The organism is Sphingorhabdus sp. (genome assembly GCF_050921905.1).
In the GTDB taxonomy this organism is placed as follows: domain Bacteria; phylum Pseudomonadota; class Alphaproteobacteria; order Sphingomonadales; family Sphingomonadaceae; genus Sphingorhabdus_B.
Map to the genome: position 1 here is coordinate 1312685 of NZ_CP050888.1, position 20968 is coordinate 1333652.

Annotated in this window: 17 protein-coding genes; 8 read left to right on the top strand and 9 right to left on the bottom strand. The window is 55.9% G+C overall.

Features of this window, described 5'->3' with window-relative positions:
- The first annotated feature begins 2 nt into the window (after positions 1–2).
- The 4 genes from fsa (at position 3) to HEQ18_RS06240 (ending at position 3112) form a co-directional block, all read left to right on the top strand.
- The gene (gene fsa, locus HEQ18_RS06225; protein ID WP_397605565.1) at positions 3–656 is read left to right on the top strand and encodes a fructose-6-phosphate aldolase; all 654 of its coding nucleotides are present in this window, start codon (positions 3–5) and stop codon (positions 654–656) included.
- A 183-nt stretch (positions 657–839) separates the two neighbouring features.
- Positions 840–1448 carry a GTP cyclohydrolase I FolE gene (gene folE / locus HEQ18_RS06230; RefSeq protein ID WP_397603028.1) on the top strand — a complete coding sequence of 203 codons (609 nt, stop codon included), beginning with the start codon at positions 840–842 and terminating at the stop codon, positions 1446–1448.
- A 97-nt stretch (positions 1449–1545) separates the two neighbouring features.
- The gene (nadC, locus tag HEQ18_RS06235; protein ID WP_432815931.1) at positions 1546–2394 is read left to right on the top strand and encodes a carboxylating nicotinate-nucleotide diphosphorylase; all 849 of its coding nucleotides are present in this window, start codon (positions 1546–1548) and stop codon (positions 2392–2394) included.
- A gap of 151 nt (positions 2395–2545) precedes the next feature.
- Positions 2546–3112 carry a ribonuclease T2 family protein gene (locus tag HEQ18_RS06240; protein WP_432815932.1) on the top strand — a complete coding sequence of 189 codons (567 nt, stop codon included), beginning with the start codon at positions 2546–2548 and terminating at the stop codon, positions 3110–3112.
- A 2-nt stretch (positions 3113–3114) separates the two neighbouring features.
- Here the strand turns inward: HEQ18_RS06240 and HEQ18_RS06245 are convergent, their stop codons facing one another.
- From HEQ18_RS06245 to HEQ18_RS06285, 9 genes are all read right to left on the bottom strand, one after another.
- Positions 3115–3537 (bottom strand): DUF4112 domain-containing protein, encoded by a 423-nt coding sequence (locus HEQ18_RS06245; protein WP_432815933.1) that lies wholly within the window; start codon positions 3535–3537, stop codon positions 3115–3117.
- Between the two features lie 19 nt (positions 3538–3556).
- Positions 3557–5011: an ABC transporter substrate-binding protein gene (locus tag HEQ18_RS06250; RefSeq protein ID WP_397605569.1), complete on the bottom strand. Its 1455-nt coding sequence runs from the start codon at positions 5009–5011 to the stop codon at positions 3557–3559.
- Positions 5012–5053: 42 nt separating this feature from the next.
- Positions 5054–6619 (bottom strand): S1C family serine protease, encoded by a 1566-nt coding sequence (locus tag HEQ18_RS06255; protein ID WP_432815934.1) that lies wholly within the window; start codon positions 6617–6619, stop codon positions 5054–5056.
- Complete coding sequence (locus HEQ18_RS06260; RefSeq protein WP_432815935.1) at positions 6619–8535, bottom strand: transglycosylase domain-containing protein; 1917 nt, start codon at positions 8533–8535, stop codon at positions 6619–6621. The genes HEQ18_RS06255 and HEQ18_RS06260 overlap by 1 nt, the downstream gene beginning before the upstream one ends.
- Before the next feature lie 259 nt (positions 8536–8794).
- Complete coding sequence (nadA, locus tag HEQ18_RS06265) at positions 8795–9787, bottom strand: quinolinate synthase NadA (RefSeq protein WP_397605572.1); 993 nt, start codon at positions 9785–9787, stop codon at positions 8795–8797.
- Positions 9788–9939: 152 nt separating this feature from the next.
- Positions 9940–10854 (bottom strand): MBL fold metallo-hydrolase, encoded by a 915-nt coding sequence (locus tag HEQ18_RS06270; RefSeq protein ID WP_432815936.1) that lies wholly within the window; start codon positions 10852–10854, stop codon positions 9940–9942.
- 105 nt (positions 10855–10959) lie between these two features.
- Positions 10960–12588, bottom strand: coding sequence for a M56 family metallopeptidase (locus HEQ18_RS06275; RefSeq protein WP_432815937.1), 1629 nt, complete (start codon positions 12586–12588; stop codon positions 10960–10962).
- Positions 12585–12956, bottom strand: coding sequence for a BlaI/MecI/CopY family transcriptional regulator (locus HEQ18_RS06280; RefSeq protein ID WP_432815938.1), 372 nt, complete (start codon positions 12954–12956; stop codon positions 12585–12587). Before HEQ18_RS06280 ends, HEQ18_RS06275 begins: the two co-directional genes overlap by 4 nt.
- Positions 12957–13198: 242 nt before the next feature.
- Positions 13199–15592: a TonB-dependent receptor gene (locus HEQ18_RS06285; RefSeq protein WP_432815939.1), complete on the bottom strand. Its 2394-nt coding sequence runs from the start codon at positions 15590–15592 to the stop codon at positions 13199–13201.
- Positions 15593–15804: 212 nt separating this feature from the next.
- Here HEQ18_RS06285 and HEQ18_RS06290 point away from each other — a divergent pair, with 212 nt between their 5' ends.
- From HEQ18_RS06290 to HEQ18_RS06305, 4 genes are read left to right on the top strand one after another with little or no spacing between them, the layout of a single operon-like run.
- Complete coding sequence (locus HEQ18_RS06290) at positions 15805–17817, top strand: alpha-glucosidase (protein WP_432815940.1); 2013 nt, start codon at positions 15805–15807, stop codon at positions 17815–17817.
- Complete coding sequence (locus tag HEQ18_RS06295) at positions 17814–18845, top strand: LacI family DNA-binding transcriptional regulator (RefSeq protein ID WP_296199940.1); 1032 nt, start codon at positions 17814–17816, stop codon at positions 18843–18845. Before HEQ18_RS06290 ends, HEQ18_RS06295 begins: the two co-directional genes overlap by 4 nt.
- Positions 18839–19744, top strand: coding sequence for an aldo/keto reductase (locus HEQ18_RS06300; RefSeq protein ID WP_432815967.1), 906 nt, complete (start codon positions 18839–18841; stop codon positions 19742–19744). The genes HEQ18_RS06295 and HEQ18_RS06300 overlap by 7 nt, the downstream gene beginning before the upstream one ends.
- Entirely contained in the window at positions 19741–20808 is a 1068-nt protein-coding gene (locus HEQ18_RS06305; RefSeq protein WP_432814066.1) for an LLM class flavin-dependent oxidoreductase, read from the top strand. Before HEQ18_RS06300 ends, HEQ18_RS06305 begins: the two co-directional genes overlap by 4 nt.
- Positions 20809–20968: the final 160 nt, after the last annotated feature.

Consider the following 20968-nt stretch of genomic DNA (forward strand, 5'->3'; position numbering starts at 1 on the left):
CCATGAAATTCTTTGCCGATACCGCTGACATTGCCGATATTAAGGATCTGGCGGCGACTGGTTTGCTCGACGGCGTGACCACCAACCCATCGTTGATCGCCAAATCCGGCCGGGATTTCATTGAAGTCACGCGTGAGATCTGCGCCTTGACCGATGGTCCGGTGTCGGCAGAAGTCGTTGCGCTCGATCATGCGACAATGATGAAGGAAGCCGAAATCCTGCGGAAGATTGCCGACAATGTCTGCATCAAGGTGCCATTGACCATCGACGGCCTAAAGACGTGCAAGGCCCTTACGTCTGAAGGCAGTTTGGTCAATGTGACCTTATGTTTCTCTGCGAATCAGGCGCTATTGGCCGCAAAGGCTGGTGCGACATTCATATCGCCCTTTGTTGGCCGCCATGACGACAATGGCTTTGATGGTATGCAGCTTATCAGCGACATTCGCCTGATCTATGACAATTACGCTTTTGGTACCGAAATCCTTGTCGCCAGCGTCCGTCATGGCATCCATGTCCTTGAAGCCGCGAAAATTGGTGCTGACGTGATGACTGCACCGCCGTCGGTCATCAAGGGCCTATTCAAGCATATCCTGACGGACAAGGGCATTGAGGGCTTTTTGGCCGATTGGGCCAAAACTGGTCAGGCAATCGGCTAATTTTTTGAGCAACAGAATAGCATTTCAGCTTCGGGGGCTATATCATCATAGTTTGTGATGCAGTCCCTATGGGCTATTGTCCGTATAGTTTTTAAAGACGGGTGGACATATCTTTACATTTGAAGATGCGGGCACTTCGCCTGCCGGAGCCTAAAGATGAACAAGCCCGACAAGGTATTTCCCATGGCCCATATCCATTATGAAGACGAAATTGGTGAGAACGGCAAAATTGTCGTTCCTGACGACGTTCAAGACGCCATTCGCACACTCATCCGTTGGTCAGGCGATAATCCGGAGCGGGAGGGCCTGCTCGATACGCCCGCGCGCGTTGGCCGCGCATGGCGCGAATATTGCGCTGGCTATGCCGAAAATCCCGCGGCGCATTTGTCGCGCACCTTTCAGGAGGTTGGCGGTTATCATGAGCTCGTCTTGCTCAAGGACATTCCGTTCCAGTCGCATTGCGAGCATCACATGGCACCCATCATCGGCAAGGCGTCAATTGCCTATATGCCAACCGACAAGGTTGTGGGCATTTCGAAACTTGCGCGCGTTTTGCACGGCTTTGCCCAACGGCTTCAGGTGCAGGAACGCCTGACGGCCGAAGTTGCGAACTGCATCTGGGAAAATCTCAAGCCAGAGGGCGTTGCGGTTGTTATTGAAGCGCAGCATGGTTGCATGACTGGGCGCGGTGTGAAGGTGCACGGCGTTGGCATGGTAACGTCAAAACTCATTGGCTGTTTCCTGGACGATCAATCGAGCCGCAAGGAAGTCATGAGCCTGATGGGCTATTGACCTCTCGATAAAAGGTTTTCAGTTATTGTTGGCGATAGCGAACTTACCCATATTTGGGGCATAGTCGCCAATCATGTTCAGGCCGGATAACAGCAATATGCCTTTTCACATTCCCTCATTTGATATCGACGCTTTCGTCCGTGCGACGCTTGCCGAAGATTTGGGTCCGACTGGCAAAGATGTCACGTCTGAAAGCGTCATTCCAGTTGATGTCCGTTTCGACGGGGTCATGGACAGTCGCGATGCCATAACCGTGGCTGGCTTACCCATCGCAGTCGCGTTTTTTCATGCGCTCGATCCGTCGATGGAGATAGAACTGTTAGTCGAGGAGGGCGCGCAAGTGCCCGCTGAAACTGACCTGATGCGCTTAAAGGGCCATGCACGGGCCATGCTCACTGCGGAACGCTCGGCGCTGAATACTGTGCAGCATCTGTCGGGCATTGCGACAATGACACGGCAATATGTCGATGCCATCGCAGGAACGGGTTGCATCCTTTTGGACACAAGAAAAACGATCCCCGGCCTTCGGCTGCTTGAAAAATACGCGACGCGCATAGGCGGTGCTACAAACCATCGCATGGGCCTTTGGGACGCAGCCATGATCAAGGACAATCATGTTGCCGTTGCAGGCGGCGTAGCTGAAGCTGTTGCCCGCGCGAAAAATGCAGGGGTTGAGCGCATCATCCTTGAGGTTGACAGCATTGCGCAGATTGAACCCGGCCTGGCGGCCGGGGCAAGCCATTTGCTGCTCGACAATATGGACGCAGATATGTTGCGCGCGGCGGTAAAGCTGATCGCTGGCCGGGTGCCGACTGAGGCATCGGGCGGGGTGACGTTGGAAACGATCCGCGCCAAAGCGGAAACGGGCGTCACCTATATCTCGGTTGGCCGCCTGACCCAAAGCGCGCCTGCTGCCGACATCGGGCTGGACTTTGCGCAGGCTTAAGCTTTTCATATGTTTAGGTGTCGTGGCAGCTTTCCAGCCTGCACCGACCATAGCGCAAGCTTGGCAATGCCAACCACCACGATTTCTTCCGCGCCCGGCCTTGGAATTGCCGCCGTCCGGCCAAATAAGGCGTACGGCCATAGATGGCTATGTGCTCGCACTTAGTTGGAGCCCGGAATATTGCCGCGGGCGGATGCGCGATCCTGCGGCGCGGTTCCAATGTTCGGGTGAAATTGGGGACTTCGGTTTTATCCTACATGGACTGTGGCCTGAGGCCAAAGCGGCCAATTACCCGCAATATTGCCGCGCGGTTGGCGTTCTGCCCCGGCGGTCGGTCTCAGACAATATCTGCCTCAGCCCGTCCCCCCAATTGCTGCAGCATCAATGGGCAAAGCATGGCAGTTGCATGGCGACAACGCCCGACGCCTATTTCGCGGCAGCTCGGTTGCTGTTCGAAGCGATTGAATTTCCCGACATGGCGCGACTGTCCCGCGAGCCCGAACGCGGGACGCCTTTGACGGCAGCAACACTGGCCGAAAGATTTGCTGATCTCAATGATGGCCTGCCCGCATATGCCATTACCGTGCAGACCAACAGCAAAGGCTGGCTTCAAGAATTGCGTATCTGCCTTGGCAAGGATTTCAAGCCCCGGCAGTGTCCGGCATTTACGCGCCGCGCGCCGGCCACAGCGCAGATAAAAATCTGGCGCGGGCGTTAAGCCTAGCCCTCAATGATTCGCGTCGCAGGGTGATGTTTGTCGAGATGTTTCTTGATAATCCGCAAATTTTTGCTGTTGGAACGCCAGACAAGGTCGAACGCGTCGCCGACAAAAGGAATTGCGCCAACGGCAGTATCAATACCGATATTGGCAGTCATGCGAATTAACTGCCATTTGGACATGCCCAGATTGCGGGCTTCCCATACCATATAAGCGCCCATGGCCGCGGTCACGAGGTCACCCAACACAGGCACAAGGCCAATCACACTATCCAGCCCAAATGGAATTTTCGTGCCTGGAATAAAGAAGGCGCGCTCCAATATCTTCTCAAGCGCTTCGACCCGGGCGCGCACGGCATGCGGGTCATTACCCAAGCCCGGCAAATCCTTGGCAATACGCGCAAATTCTTCCTGCGAGATCGGCACTGAAGTTACTCCTTTGTGCCTATGTCGGGTCACGTCCAAGATATTGCAACAGGTGCCACCCACGACCATTGGCAAAATGCCCCAGTAGGCCGGGCCGGACGACCGACCAACGCAAAGGATTTGCAATGGGGATGAAGGCAACGGTGGTCTGCAACTCGGCCTCTGCCTCACCCAATAACTGCGCGCGCTTCGCGCTATCGGTCGTTCGGCGCGCTTCGGCCACAATCTCGTCCGCCCGCGCGCTACAGATCGTCGCAAATTTGCACGATAGCTGATCCAGATACCATGCCGGACTCGATTGTTGCGCGGTACGGTCAACGAGCAGCAAGTCATGCGGTCGGTCTATCGTCACCCGTTCAATATCAATGCCGATTGTTGCAAGATCAGCCCGCAAACGCGCAAAGAATATCCGGCTGCCATAACCACGCGGCAAAGCAACCCGTAATGCGCGGAGCGCGCCATTCGCATTTTTCCAATTGGCGACCGTCGCAGCGGCCATCGCCCTGCGTTCTTCCATTGATGGCGCTGACCAAGCAGGCCGGGCTATACGCGCACGATTTGGTAAGCTTTCGGGAACTAAGGTGACCGTTTCCTGCCACGCCACAATGTCAAATGCCGTCAACAATTTGGGGCGATCAATAGCCATAGCAATCGCCGTTCGATTTGCCGTGTCGGACAGAAAGGGTCCGTCATTAACCACCTGCAAACCGAATAATCCCGGGACCGCGTCAAATTGGATTTGATCAGCCCGTATGTTTGCCGCATCGAGCAAGGGAAAGCTGTCAAACCGTCCGCCTTCGACAAGGTCGCTTTGTCCAAGTGCATAACGGGCAAGCACCGTTGATGCCGCACCGCGGTGTAATGTTACCATTGCACTGCCCTGGAATTGCGCGCCTTCATCGTCGATTTCATTGCGCCGCAACTGCATAACCGGTCCAAATTTCTTGGCCTGCATCGGACCCGATCCGGCGCCTTTGCTGAGTAACCCGAACTCCGGCAAAGCGAGCAATTCCAAAAGATAGGGCATAGGGGCCTTCAGCCTGATTTCCACCACCTTACCCGTCATCGCGACGACACGGTCAATGACACCCAGTTCGGCACCAAGGTGCCCCTTGCGCAATTCCCGGATGCGGGCAGTCAGAAGACGTGCAACCTCCCTTGACTCGACCTCACGCCCGTCATTCCAGAGCGCTTTATTCAGGCGAAAGATATAACTCATGCCGTCTTCGGTAACGATCCAGCGATTGGCAAGGCCAGGCGCAACGCGTCCTTTTTCATCGAAAGTGACTAGTCCTTGGGCCGTGGCAGCGCGCAGATAAGCAGACGCCAACGGCAGCGGTGTTGCGGATACATTCAAAGGCCGGGGACGATCTTCGATAACGTCAACCCGGACGCGTTCATTGTCGACGCCTTCGGAGCATCCGGCAAGTGTTGCGGACAATAGCAACAACAACATCGACAGCAAACGGATCATGCCGCCACCATAAGCCCTAAGTCCCGACGCACAATCCAAGATTCAGCGGTCAGAGCACAAGAACAGCAATATCTCGTTCGGCGCGGGCGGTAATTGCATGGCAATCGTGTTATTCATATTCTCAATGTTGGTTAGCTGGCTCTGGTCCGCAGTGCAGGTTTTCACGTCGTAGAGTTGCCGTGCCTCACGTGCAGATTGCATCGCGGCATTGCCCGGCAAGAAACGTTCAATGCGGTAAATGTCGGTTTCCGGTGTGTAGCTTATGACGGAAATTTGCGCGTCATTGTTGGGCACAAAGCTTCGGACCCACCGGCCGCCGCTTTCGACATATTGCGTGCGCCCGTTGATGCAACCATTGGGTTGCCACGTAAATTCAACGTCCGCAGTATCAGACATCGTGACGCGGCTACGTTCGGGTTGCAATACGCAGATTTTCGACCGCGGTTCGTCAGCAGCGACCCCCTTTTCGGTAATCGCATCGTCTGGCATATCGGCAGTCAATGCAGCCCGGACCCGATCATCGACTTCGTCGAAAGACGGGCGGGCCGCAAAAATCCCTACCGCCATTACAAAAAGCACGGCGCCGGCGGCGGTTGCGCCTTTAAAGCGGTCGCGCTGGCTACGTTCGGAAAACTGCCACGCAGCGCCACCTGCGACAGCGCTCAACACAAACAAAAGCCCGGCCAGTGCCAGATGGTTTTCCCGCTCGCCAATGACGGCATGTTCGGCGTCGCTGCGAACTTTGCCTTCACGGCTGCGTTGCAGTTCAGAGGCAACACGCGCCTCTTGCTCCATCTTGGCGCGTGTGGATGCCTCAAGCTCCGCCTCGGCGCGCGTCAATTCGGCGACGGACCGGCAATCGCCCCGCACAGAACGGAACGTGACACCGCGATTGGCAAGAAATGCCGACAATTCGCGCGCCGATATGGCGAAGTAAAATTCAGCGCCGCCGTCGGTGGGCACGGAACCGAAACTGTTGATACCCAGCACCCGTCCGCAGGCATCAACGATGGGCCCGCCGCTATTACCCGGAGCAATGGGCGCAGTATGCAAAAGCGATTCTACGGACTTCGACGTCCGTCCGGATGAGACCGTTCCCCGCGTTTTGACGGGTTGCTGCGGGCGGAGCGCATCGGCTTCGCTCTGCTCCAAGGCCACATCGACGCTAGCGGGATAACCAATGGCAAAGACGTCCGCGCCATCCTCTGGCGTTCCTGCGAAAATGCTTGCAGGGACAAGCGCGCCAGATGTCAGTTGCAACAGGGCAAGGTCTTTACCCGGCAGGCTGGCCGACACTCTTGCGCGATAGCTTTGCGTGCCATCGGAGGGTACGATGACGATCTGCACGCTGTCGTCCACGCCGGCCATTTCAACGACATGGGCATTGGTAACGATTTTGTCGCGCGCAACAACCACGCCAGACCCGATGCTGACGATGCTCTGCTGTCCTTCGGCAGAACTGTATACGATGACCCGCACCACGCTGCGTGATGCGGCGCTGATGTCACTTGCATCGGCAAGTGCGGGTGCAACCAATAACGGAGACAGAAACAGGCACAACGCCGCAAGATATCGCATGAAGCTAACCATGGAAAAAAATATGTGCATTACCTGGGTTCCGGCGCGGGGCGTTCCGCAGATGGGGCAGTCTGAATATTGGCACCATCGCGATCAAGTGTAATTTCAAACGGAACGCCGTTGACATCAGTGTTCACGGTGACCCCCTGCTTTTGGTCAATGCGAATGTCCGAATTGCCGATGTCGATCGGCAATTCCTGCAATTCAGGCAGGTCAAGTGGTTCAATCGGACCTTCTGGGTCTGGCGTCTGAGGGGCTTTTTGTCTGTTCACCGGCGCTGCATTGCGGATAGACTGCGACATAAAATCCCGCCAGATCCGCGCTGGCAAGCCGCCGCCGTTAATGCCCTTTAGTGGCCTGTTGTCGTCATTACCGATCCACACCCCAACCACCAAATCGCCAGCAAAGCCCACAAATAAGGCATCGCGATTATCCTGACTGGTACCGGTTTTCCCATAGGCCGGAATTGAAAGCCGCGCGGCCCGTCCCGTGCCTTGCTTCACCGATGCCTCCAATAAATCCAGCAACATCCTGTGCATTCGCCCATTGAAAGAACGCGGCCCGGAGAACAACCACTCAATCCAGCCTTGTTCCTCTTGTTTAAAGGCGTGCGGTTCAACAGGCCATTGGTTGCCCGCCACGCCCGCATAAGCCGCCGTCAATTCCAACAAGGTAACGCCTGAACTGCCAAGCGCAAGGCTGGGGTCCAAAGTGAGCGGACTAAGGATACCAAGGTCTTGCGCAGCTTTCTCCACCTCTTTGCCGTCTACTTTTTGGTACAGCCGCACGGCAGCGACGTTGCTCGATTGGGCAAAGGCTTGCTCCAACGTGATATCGCCCCAGTAGCGCAACCCGGCGTTTTTCGGGCGATAGCTGCCTTCATTAATGGGCGTATCGGCAATCATCGACTGCGGCGTCATGCCCGAACGAAGTGCCGCCAGATACACAAACAGTTTGAATGTCGATCCGGGCTGCCGTTTGGCCTGCGTTGCACGGTTAAACGCCGATTGTTTGTAGCTTTTGCCACCAACCATGGCGACGACCTCACCATTTGGACGCATCGCAACCAACGCGATTTGCGCATCACCAACGCCCGCACGGGCGACAACCTTTCGGGCAATGTTCTGCAAGCGGGCGTCGAGGGTCGTGGTTATCCGCACGTCGGAATATCCGCTTTCGGTCAGAAGCCGTGCCTGCGGAATGGCCCAGTCGGCGAAATACGTACCGGTTGGCAATGTCTCGCGGACACGCACGTCCAACCGAGCTACCGGGGTGGCATCAGCTTTGGCTTGGGTAATGGCCTTATTGGCCACCATGGCCCTGAGCACGAGCCCAGCGCGCTTTGCGGCACGTTCGGGGTTCTTGGTCGGGGCCAGACGTGACGGTGCCTGCACAAGGCCAGCCAGCATGACCGATTGGCTAAGCGTTAAACGCTCCGGCTGGCGATAAAAATAATGCAGGGATGCGGCGCGCAAACCGTAGACATTGTCCCCAAAATAGACGTTCGACAGATACCGTCCGAGGATTTCGTCCTTTGTAAGGCGCCCCTCAAGCCAAAAGGCAATGAGCATTTCACGCGCCTTGCGGGTGAGGCTACGTTCGGGCGTGAGAAAGGTGAATTTGGCAAGCTGCTGCGTAATCGTGCTGCCGCCTTGGGTCATGCCGCTGCCGAAGGCGTTCGACCATGCGGCCCGCGCTAGGCCGCGCGGATCGATTCCCCAATGCGAATAGAAACGGCGATCCTCGATCGACAAAAAAGCCTGCACCACATGCGGGGGCAATTGGGTGACGTCGACGGGTCTATCAACGATTGCCCCGTTGCGCGCGATGGGTGTGCCGTCTGACGCAAGCAATGTAATGCGCGGCGGCGCAATCGGCTGAAGCGATTTTGACAATGGTGCGGTGACCGCTAGCCAAAGCAACAGGAGAACGAACATTGCGATCATGCCCGCAATTGTGCGCCCGAACCACCACCAGCGCGTCTTGCCTAAAAACAGTCGCTTGGCTGAGGCGGGGGTAGCTTCATTCCCTGGCTGCGGATCGCCGGGAAAACGCTGCGCATAGCTATCATCGAAAGCGGCAGACCGACTGTCGATATCCGTATTTTTATCAGAAGAAGAGCGCCGGAAAAGCATCGCGTGGCTGTATTATATCGATGTAACGGTGAAGGCGAGTATATATTTGTTAGACCTCGTCATCAGCCAATCATGCCCGACCTAAATCACCCTTGCCGACGGTTCCGCTCGCCATCTCCAACATCCGATCGAGGCTTTTTTTCGCGGCCAAACGTACTGTTTCATCAAGCTCAATCTGCGGCGTCAAATCGCGCAAAGCGAGGTAGAGTTTCTCCATCGTATTGAGCGCCATATACGGGCAGATATTGCACGCGCAGTTGCCGTCTGCACCGGGCGCGCCGATAAATGTCTTGCTCGGCTCCGCCTTTTCCATCTGGTGGATGATGTGCGGCTCAGTGGCGACGATCAAGGTATCGCCCTCCATCGTCTGCGCATATTGCAATATGCCACTCGTGCTGCCGACATAATCCGCATGGTCGATAATATGCGGCGGACATTCGGGGTGGGCGGCAACGGGAACACCCGGATATTGGGTCTTCAACTTCAACAGCTCGGTTTCCGAAAATGCCTCATGCACAATACATACGCCCGGCCACAAGAGCATGTCGCGGTTGAACTTGCGGGCAAGATAGCCGCCCAAATGCCGGTCAGGACCAAAAATGATTTTCTGCTCTGGCGGAATTTGGTTCAGGATCGTTTCGGCGCTGCTGCTGGTCACGATTATATCGGACAGCGCCTTCACTTCGGCTGAACAATTGATGTAGGTCAGCGCGATATGGTCAGGGTGGGCCTCCCGAAACGCCTTGAACTTACCGGGCGGGCACGCATCTTCCAATGAACAGCCAGCGGCCATGTCCGGCAGTATGACGGTTTTTTGCGGACTTAAAATCTTTGCAGTTTCCGCCATGAATTTCACGCCGCAAAAGGCGATTACGTCGGCATCGGTCTCTGCCGCGCGCTTGCTCAACTCAAGGCTATCGCCCACAAAGTCTGCCAAGTCTTGAATCTCGGGCTTTTGATAATAATGCGCGAGAATGACGGCATTACGTTCTTTTTTCAGCCGTGTGATTTCTGCGAGCAGATCAAGGCCTTGCAAGTTTTCGCGGGGCGTTGGGGCGTTCATGCGGTACTACCTTTGCCATGCCGAACCTGTTCCGGCAGCTTTACTGAACGCCTATGTGGTCGATTTGGGTTCGCGAAACAAGGCTAGCTTCGGGCTCTTATCGGTTTTTTCGCGTTGGGTGCGCAAGGCCATGCCATATCATTATGATGGCTTCAATTTTCCGTTACGAGATGCCAGCCATCGCCTTGCGCCGCCACACGCCCCTGATTTTGCAAATCGATAAGGTGCGCAAGAACCGAGCGACCTGCGGCACCAATAAGGCGTGGGTCTAAGCCTTTATACATCGCGGCTACCATATTGGGAATGTGCCCCTCGCCGCCCTCCAGCAAGGTCACAATCTGGCGTTCGCGCTGGCGACGATGACCGATCATCCCGCGCACCAATTGACGCGGGTTGTTTACCGCCGGGCCATGGGCCGGGTAATAAATGCGGTCGTCGCGTTCATATAGCTTTTGCAAACTCGCCAGATAATCGCGCATATCGCCGTCTGGCGGGCTGACAACGCTTGTCGACCATTTCATCACATGGTCGCCGGTGAACAAAGCGCCGCTTTCACGTAAAGCAAAGCAGAGATGGTTACTGGTGTGTCCCGGCGTCGCCACAGCCTGAAGCGTCCAACCATCGCCTGAAATGGCCTCTGCGTCCTTCAGGATGCGATCTGGGTGGTAATCTGGGTCAAAGGCGCTATCGGCGCGCGGACCATCATCGCGCAGCACCAACGGCGCACAGCCAATGATCGGCGCGCCCGTTTCGGCTTTCAATGGCGCGGCGGCGGGCGAATGGTCGCGATGGGTGTGCGTACATAGGATGGCAGTTACCTTGGCATCGCCCACTGCGCGCAAGATCGCCTCCACATGGCCCTCGCCATGAATGTCTGCGGGGTCACCCATGCTTTGCCCGCTCCCGACTGGGCCCGGGTCGATGACGGCGACGTCAGTCTTATTGCCGACAATCCACGTCTGCGTGCCCGTATAGGTATAAGGCGAAGCATTTGGCGCCAGAACGCGCCGCACGAGCGGCTCATGCTGCTCAATCTCGCCTGCTGTGATGGTGTCGGGCCATTTCATCCCGGCAATATGGCGCATGAAGGACAAAAGAAAAAGGGGCGGCCCGTAAAAACCGCCGCGGCAGAACCGAAAAGGGATGCTGGGGGTTCTGCTATAGTTTCCCTATTAGTTGATATTGTCCGTTTGCGTTTCGAGCTTGCGGATCTCGTTATCAAGCTTTTCCATCACATCTTTGCGCACGGCTTTGGGCATTTCTGTTGCCGAAACAATGTCACGGCGTGCCGCGCGCAAGTCCGTTAGAGCTTTGACCATGGCAATCTTGGCCTGCCGCTTCCCGCACACATCACACGGCTCGCCGCACGTCACACGGCGAACGCGCGCCTTGCTCGTGCCATCAAAGCTTTTAACATCGGTGGATAGGTATTGCCCGGCGGTGCAGTTTTGGGTCATGTCCTGAATGTCGATCTTCGCTATATCGACGGCGGCATTTACGATGACTCGATTGGCCTGTGCCATTCCGCGTCCGAACTCGGCGGATGCCATGGCCGTATCGGCCTCAATTTGTGCAATATCGGCTTCGCGCATGGCTTCATCCGCCTCTTTGGCATAGGTTTCAGCCTCTTTGGCGCTCGTTTCAGCCTCTTTGGCATTCGTTTCAGCCTCTTCGATCATCTTTTCGACTTCGCCCCGCGTCGGCTTCTTGTCGGTCAGGAAGATGAAGACCGTTCCGTCACGTTCGACCCTGGTGACCTTTTTGCCATCGCCATCATGGCCGACGATGTTAACGGTTTTGCCGTCGCGCTTGACCGTTTCGGCTTTGCCATCGGCAACAGTTTCATCCTGCGCGACCACCGCAGGCACGACCGTTGCGGTTAGTGGCAGGACCAAAGCAGCGGTGAAAATTATGCCGATTTTACCAAATAAGCGCCTTTTTGTGCTGGCATTCTTCATATTGAGCCGCCGCAATCGTTCGATAATGGTTTTTGGGGAATTCAGCGCAGTGGCAAAGGCCGGCACGCCATCAAACGCCGTGCGCGCCAAAACCCGTCCATATATGACGCGGTCCTGCGTATCCTTCCCCGCCAAGACGCGCGCGTCGCACGCCGCTTCTTGGTCAATACGGAAGGCGTTCCAGCTCATCCATGCGACCGGGTTGAACCAAGAAAGGCACAATAAGATGAACGCCGCCAAATTGGCGAACAGGTCGCCCGAACGGTGATGCGCCATTTCGTGCGCAATAGTGAGTTCGCGCTCCTCCGCAGAATAGCTTTTGGTAAAATCCTGCGGCACCGCAATATAGCGTTTGAACAGGCCGAAGGCGAGCGGTCCGGCCACCTGATCCGAGGCAACAACGCTGACGCCATTGATATTTGCGATTTCGGTCGCCTCAGACAAAAGTTCGTCGCGCATAGAGGCGTAGCGGATCATCTGTATGATAAAAAATAACGTTGCGCCGCCAAGCCATAATGTCAAGCCAAGCACAATATAATCGACCGATGGCGTGCTCGCCATTTGGCTCGTTGCGGAGGCCGTATTTTCCGGCGTAACTATATCCGCAAGTATCGCGTCCCGCACATTGTCCTGTAATGCCGTTCCGCTCTCCAAATTGGGCGCAGGCGCGCCCTCCAGCGAAGGCATCAAAACGCGGGCAGCCGGAATAAGCCACAGCGCATAGGCGACGCTTGGGCCAAAATGCCGCGCCACAGGCCGCCGCAGGAGCAAAACCAGCAGCATCAGCATACTGGTCACCACAAAGGTGTCGAACAGCCATGTCCCCATGAAGTCCGTGCTCATGATTTCATCTCCTGCAACAATCTCTCCATTTCGGATATGTCGGCAGCGCTGAGATTTTCTTGCTCCGCCAGATGCGCGAACAATGGCATGAACTTGCCGCCAAAAAGTCGGTTCACCAGCCGCTTCGATTCATGCGTCACATAATCCTCACGATCGATGAGCGGCGAATATAGAAAGCGTCGTCCGTCGACATGGTGCTCGACCGCTGCTTTACCGAGCAGTCGAGACAGCAAGGTTTTGACCGTGGGTAAGGACCATTCGCGGTCATCCGGCAGCCGCGCGGCTACGTCGGTCGCAGTCAGCGGTGCACATTCCCACAATATTTCCATGATCGTTAATTCAGCGTCGCTGATACGTTCTGATGACATGCTTCATCCTCCGACTACATCTGTAATTGATTCGATTACAGATGTAAACGTCCTTAGTCAACATGCGTGGGATAATCGCCGAACTGGTTGCGACATGTCGCTTGAAAACCATCGCTGCGAAGATGCGGACTTGTCCGATTATCTCGCGCCCCCACATTTTTTCGTCCGCAAAAAAAATCGCAAAAAAAGGCCGGAACCCGATGTGGATTCCAGCCCTTTCATTTTAATGTGTCGCGTTCAGATTAATTCGCGCCGAAGTTGATCTTCGCAGTTACGCCAAAGTAACGATCGGCCTCGCGGGGGATGATGAAGCGATATGCACCGCCAGGGCCACCCGATACAATCGAGGAGGCAAAGCTTTTATCGAACAGGTTCTTAACCTGAAACGCAAGTCGCCAGCCATCGTTGGGATCTACCAAAGCTGCGGACAAATCGACAATCGCGTAGCCATCAACGGTTGAACCAAGGCGAACCGCCGGGTTCGCACTTGCTTCGTAAATCTGGTCTGACTGCATCGCAATCTGGCTTCCCAATTCGATATTCGCAAAGCCCGAAGTTTCAATGTCATATTGCGCGCCAAGCGACATTTTCCATTTTGGTGCATTCGCCAACGGCGTGCCCTTGGCAACCAATTGTGATGCATCCGCGCCGGGCGGCAAGCGGAAATTCTCAACCTGTGCCTTGTTGTACGCAACGCCCCCCGAAAGGGTGAAGTTACGCGAGGGGGTAGCGACAAAGTCGAGTTCGAAGCCCTTGGTGGAGACCGAACCTGCATTTGTCAGGCGCGTGGTACGCACACCGGCCACGAAATCGGGGCCGTTTGCCTGATAATTGTTATATTTTGCATAATATGCCGCGAGGTTAACAATCAGATCGCCGTCAAGGAACGTATTTTTCAAACCCACTTCATAGGCGTTGACCGTTTCTGGTGCGATAACACCCGCGCCCAGCGTCGTTAGGTTGTAGAAGATGTTATAGGCTGGTCCCTTGTAACCGCGGGTATAGCTTGCATAAGCCATATTATTCTCAGTGAGATCCGCTTGCACGGCTGCCTTACCCGAGAGGTTATTGTTACTAGTGCTGGTGGTAAAGGGAACGCCGTTTGACGTGCCGGCCACAAAGCCTGTCGCTGGCGCTGTTGCCACAAGACCATTATTGTAAACGCCAGCGTCGAAGTTTCCTTGCACACCTGGACCTGCGAGCGAGGTACGGCGGATATGGTTTACGTCCAACTCGTCATGTGTGTAGCGCAAGCCACCAATCAAACGCAGGCTGTCCGATAGGTTGAACGTCGCCTGACCAAATACCGACATATTTTTGAATATCGAACCAAAGTCTGCCGTTCCAGCAGGAGTTGTGATCGTCGATGCACCCGCAGTGGTTGAACAAGGCACGAGACCCGGCACAACCGCAGCGAGCGTTGATGCCGAACAGGTAATCACATTGCGCGTAAATGTACGGTCCGATTCCGCCCTCGAATAATAGGCCCCGACAACATATTCGAGGAATTGGCCGGTCGGCGAGGCAATCCGAATTTCCTGGCTAAAGGTGTTCGATGTTTGCGGACCATTATCGTGCAACTGGTTCAAACCAACATAGGGCCGGTCGAGCCAGTCACCATCGCGGATTTCAGTATTATCCCAACCACGATAGCTGGTGATCGAAGTCAGGCTATGTTCGCCCAATTCAGCGTCTGCTTGCAGCGCAATGCCCCAGCTTTCTTCCTTCGTCGCGGTGACGAGGTTCTGCCGAATGTTGCGTGAATCCGAACCATCAAAGCCAGTTCCAACCAGCGCCAGAGCAGCAGCATTGGTTGGCGTGTTACCAATAATTTCGGCACAGCAATCATCATCGGCTTTGCGGTAATCGGCGCGCAACGTCAGCATGACATTTTCGCCGACATCGGCCTCAATCGCGCCACGAACACTGTAATGTTCATAGCCATTGACCTTTTTGCCGGTGGTCAGATTGTTAATGTTGCCATCATAGCTTCCGTAAAATCCGGTGAAGCGCGAACGCACATTAGCACCAAGTGGCAAGTTCACCGTCGCACGACCGCGATATTCGGATTTGGTGAAGAATGAACCTTCAACCGTCGCGCCATATTCAGCCGTTGGACGCTTCGTCACGATGCTTACAACACCGGCAGATGCGTTCTTTCCGAACAACGTGCCCTGCGGTCCGCGCAACACTTCGATACGCTCAACGTCGAACAAATCTGTAAAGCCTTCGCCCGCGCGGCTCAAAACAACGCCATCGAGAACGGCAGCGACCGAAGGTTCAGCGGCAATCGAGAAGTTGATGGTGCCAACGCCGCGCAGGAACAATGCCTGATTTAGCGAAGTACCCGCCTTACGGAAGTTCAGGCTTGGAACAAGATATTGCGCATTTTCGAGCGTAATGCCGCCATTATTGGCAACAGCCTCTCCGCCAACCACGGATACGGCGAGCGGAATGTCCTGCAAACGCTCTTCACGCTTCTGCGCGGTTACGATGATTTCTGCATTGGCCGTATCATCTTCTGCCGGGGCGGTTTGTGCCATTACGGGCAGGCTGACACCGGCCATAATTGCGGCGCTCGCGAACAACGAAGCGCGGATGAAAGACGTTTTCTTAAATTCAGAACTGAACATCATATAGCTCCCTAAAAATGGCCATCCTTTTCTCAACTAAATCACTTGAGTTTGTTCAAGCAATAAAAGCTATATTGGGATATACCTTATCAATGGCCGGGTTGTTACCAGATTGACTCAATATGTCTAGCGGTGTCATATGGCGACGATTTTTAAGTCGGGACTGTTGCAATGTTGCCATAGCGGTCGCCCTGACAAGATTAAAGGAGCAAACATTGCCATTCACGGTCATGATGCGATCAGAGGGTTTTGACCTACTGCGCGATGACGTCTGCATGATGTCCCATCGCAATAAGGCGCCTGCGGTTGAAGTGGGAATTGGATCACCGGACCTTGAAATGGTTCGTGGCAATTTTCGCATCGACGATATCGTTGAAACACGATTAACGCTGGATTGCTGTGCCGAGGCAGATGGCATCGTCCGCCTTTGGAATGCGGTGCGCCCTGATGTGGTGGTTACTCTCAAGCTGACACAGCGGGCCCAGCAATCGGCACTTGAACTGCGTTGCAGTGATCCCGCGTTCAACCGTCTTTGGATAAATATGCAATCCGAAGCGTCCGAAGCATTTTGGGGCGGCGGGGAGCAAATGTCGTATTTGCGGCTTAACGGACGTCGCTTTCCGTTCTGGACGTCGGAGCCTGGGGTTGGCCGCGATAAGTCGACTGCGCTTACGCAGACCATGGATGCCAATGGCTTGGCGGGCGGTGATTATTGGACGACCAATTATCCGCAGCCGACATGGGTGAGCAGTGCGCTGCATGCGGTGCACCTCGAAACGGCAGCCTATTGCGTCCTCGATCTGACCGAAGCGGGCCGGGTTGGTGTCGAATGCTGGTCGGCCAATATGGATTTGGAGCTATTCGACGCGCCATCACTACCCGATCTGGTGACAAAGTTGTCCAACCGCTTCGGGCGTCAACCGCCCTTGCCCGACTGGGCGATTTCTGGGGCAATTGTCGGCCTTAAGGACGGCGCAGATACATTTGACCGCTTCGAGACTATAGCTACCTCTGGCGCGGCGATTACGGGGCTGTGGTGCGAGGATTGGGTTGGCATCCGCCAAACAAGTTTTGGTAAGCGCTTGTTCTGGGATTGGAAATGGAACGCCGCGCGCTATCCCAACCTGCCCGCCCACATCGCTTCGCTCGCCAAACGGGGCATTCGCTTTTTGGGCTATGTGAACCCCTATCTGGCGGTGGATGGCGCGCTGTATCAAGAGGCGCTGGCCAACAATTATCTCGCATTACGGCAGGACAGCGACACAGCCTATGCCGTCGACTTCGGAGAATTTGACGCAGGCATAGTGGATTTCACCAATCCCGACGCCGCAAACTGGTTTGCCGATCGCATCATTGGCCAAGAAATGCTCGATTTCGGATTGTCAGGATGGATGGCCGATTTTGGCGAATATCTGCCAACCGATGTGCGCTTGTTCGACGGATCCGACCCGATGGAGGCGCATAATCGCTGGCCCGTCTTATGGGCGAAGGTGAACGCCGATGCCATCGCCTCGCGCGGCAAAACGCATGATGCGACCTTCTTCATGCGTGCGGGTTTTTCCGGCGTTCAGGCCTCTTGCCCCTTATTATGGGCGGGCGACCAATGTGTCGATTTCACGCGGCATGACGGCATCAACACGGTCATAACAGCAGCCTTGTCGTCCGGCTTGTTGGGCAATGCCTATCACCATAGCGACTTGGGCGGCTACACCAGCCTGCACGGCGTGGTGCGGACTGCAGAGCTCATGCACCGCTGGATCGACCTTGCCGCATTTGCCCCAGTGATGCGCAGCCATGAAGGCAACCGCCCGGCGGACAATCTGCAACTCGACAGCAGCCCGGAAATCCTCAGCCATTTTGCACGGATGAGCCAAGTCCATGCGCAGCTTGCGCCTTATGTTCGTGCGCTTTGCGACGAAGCGGCGGCAACTGGCCTGCCGCTGCAACGGCCCCTATTCCTGCATTATGACAACCCTGCATATTACGATATTCAGGACCAATATCTTTATGGTGCAGACATGATCGTCGCACCCGTCGTTGCGGAGGGCCAAGACAGCCGCTCGGTGGTGATACCCGATGGCGCATGGGTCCATCTGTGGTCGGGCAAGACCTATGGCAAAGGCACGCACGACATTGCCGCGCCGAACGGCCAACCACCGGTCTTCACCCGCATCGACAGCAATTATGCTGACCTATTTGCGTCTATTCGCACGGCGTTTTCTGCATGAACCCGCGCGCCAACATACGTGATGTCGCAAAGCTCGCTGGCGTGGCGGTAAAAACCGTCAGCCGCGTGCTCAACGACCATCCTTATGTGAGTGCGTCCACCAAGGCCAAAGTGGACGCCGCCATGTCGGAGCTTGGCTTCAGCCCAAGCATCGCCGCGCGCATATTGGCGGGCACCAAATCCGGACAGATCGCCTTGATCTACGACAATCACAGCCCTTATTATATGCATCAGATCATGCAAGGATGCTGGGACCGATGCCATCAAGAGGGCATGCGTTTAATCGCGCAGCCTGTCGATGTTGCAGACCCAGACGTTGGTGAACAGGTGCGCGGCATGGTGCGGCAAACGCATGTGGACGGTGCGATACTCTCCTCCCCCGTTACCGATTGCGTGCCTGTGCTGAACGCGCTTGAAGCGCTCAACATTCCCTTTGTGCGCATCTCGCCAGGCACCAACCATGCGTTGACCAGTTCCGTCTTCATGGATGACATGCAAGCCGCCGACGACATGACGACGAAGCTCATCAACATCGGGCATCGGCGGATCGGCTTTATCAAGGGCCACCCAAACCATAAGGCGAGTACGGAGCGACAAGCGGGTTATGAACGTGCATTGGGACGCGTCGGCATATCGGTTGATTCTGACCTGATTGCCGAGGGACGGTTTGACTTTGAAAGCGGCGTATCTGCCACCGAGCAATTCTTGTCGCTCAAGCACCCGCCAACCGCGATTTTCGCATCGAACGACGACATGGCATCGGGCGTGCTTGCGGTCGCGCATCGGCGCGGCATTCAAATCCCAGAGCAGCTTTCGGTTGTGGGCTTTGACGATACCACGCTGGCGCGTGTTGTCTGGCCACCCTTGACGACCGTGCGCCAGCCGGTTCGCGACCTCGCTTCGACCGCCGCCGACCTGTTGTTTGGCGAAGGCGGGATTGAGCATCGTCGTCTGCCTCACGAACTTATAAGCCGCGAATCCGTGGCCCCGCCCTATTCCCCTTATCCAAAAAAGAGCAAAAAATCATGACGCTTCCCCTCCCTCCGCACACGCGCCCGTTGGGCAAAAGTGGCATAGAAATCTCGTCCCTAGCATGGGGCATGTGGCGCTTTGCCGGGCTTGAATTGTCCGCTGCTAGAGCCGCCATTGACGCCGCGTTTGAAGCTGGCATCACCCTGTTTGACACCGCCGATATCTACGGTTTTGGCGAACAAGGTTTTGGCAAGGCCGAAGAACTGCTTGGCGACATATTTGCCCAAGCCCCTGAATATCGCGACCGCATGATACTGGCGACCAAAGGCGGCATCACCCCGCCAACGCCTTATGACAGCAGCGCGGAATATCTGACCAAAGCGATCAATGACAGCCTGACGCGTTTGCGCACTGACCGCATCGACCTGTGGCAAATTCACCGGCCAGACGTGTTAACGCATCCCCAGGAAATCGCCCGCGCCATTGAGGATGCATATAAAGCAGGCAAGATCCGAGCATTCGGCGTGTCCAACTTTACGCAAGCGCAGATTTCGACACTGGCGCAATTTAGCCCGGTTCCCATCGTTTCGACACAACCCGAATTGTCGCCCTTGCGGATTGACACCGTCGAAAATGGCGAGCTGGATCAATCGATAGCGATGGACCTTGCGGTGATGGCATGGTCGCCATTGGGTGGGGGACGCATTGGCGACCCGCAAAATATACGGGAGCAAAATGTCGCTACGGCCCTTTCGGCGGTTGCGACGGCGCATGGTGTATCGCGCACGGCGGCGGCCTATAGCTGGATTATGGCGCACCCTGCCCGGCCCATCCCGATTGTCGGCTCGCAAAACCCGGCGCGCATAACCGAAGCTGCTGATGCGTTCAAAATTCAATGGACACGCGCGGATTGGTACAGCGTCCTTGTTGCCGCAAGGGGAGTGCCGCTGCCATGAACACGCCTGTCGAAGTAAGCTGGTTCTCCGCGCTTTGCGATGACGACTATGAATTTCTAGGCGTCCCCGACCCCAATTTGGCCTCCAGCTGGGAACATTGCCGCAATATCGTTTTGGCCGCCGAAAAAGGCGGGTTTGACAACATCTTGCTGCCGTCGGGCTATACCCTTGGCCTGGACACCACCGCCTTTGCCAGCGCGATTGCGGCGCTAACCACGCGGATCAAATTGCTGATGGCTGTGCGTATCGGCGAAAGCTGGCCACCCCAGCTTGCGCGGCAGATAGCGACGCTGGATCAGATTTCAGGCGGGCGTTTGAATGTGAATGTCATCTCGTCGGACTTGCCCGGCGACAAGATGGATTCCGAACCGCGCTATCGCCGCACGGTTGAGGCAATGCACATATTGAAGACGCTGCTGAACGGCGACCATCTGTCGATTGACGGCGAGCATTACAAGATCGACATCGACCCGCCGCGCATGAAAACAGTCAGCGGTAAATGCCCGCCGCTCTATTTTGGCGGCCTGTCACCAGCCGCCAAGGACGCTGCTGCCGAAGGTTGCGACGTATATCTCATGTGGCCCGAAACGGTGCAGGGTGCCAAGGACTTGGTCGACGACATGACCGCACGCGCAGCCAAATTCGGTCGCACGCTGAAATATGGTTTCCGCGCGCATGTCATCGTCCGCGAAACCGAGGCAGAGGCGCGCGCTTACGCCAACCGCTTGCTGTCCAAGCTTGATGCCGATCAGGGCGAGGCCATCCGCAACAAATCGCTCGACACCCAAACCTTCGGCGTTGCGCATCAGGCCGAACTGCGCGCACAAGCTGCGGCGAATGATGGTTATCTGGAGGATAATCTGTGGACCGGCATTGGCCGGGCCCGTTCAGGCTGCGGTGCGGCAATCGTTGGCGACCCAGACCAGGTGCTCGCCAAAATCAACGCCTACCGCGCGGTGGGTATCGAGGCATTCATTCTGTCCGGCTACCCACATATCAACGAATGCGACATGTTCGCGCGCTATGTGTTGCCCCGGTTGGAACATGGACGGTTGGCGGTTTAGTCGGACCTTCCCTCTTTTCTCACTTGGTCATGCTGAACTTGTTTCAGCATCCATCGTGCCACATCAACCAAAGGGTGCAGAGGCGAAATGGACCCTGGAGCCGCAGGCGTGCTTGCACAAACAAGTTCAGGGTGACGATAAGGAGGTAAAACCCACTCCC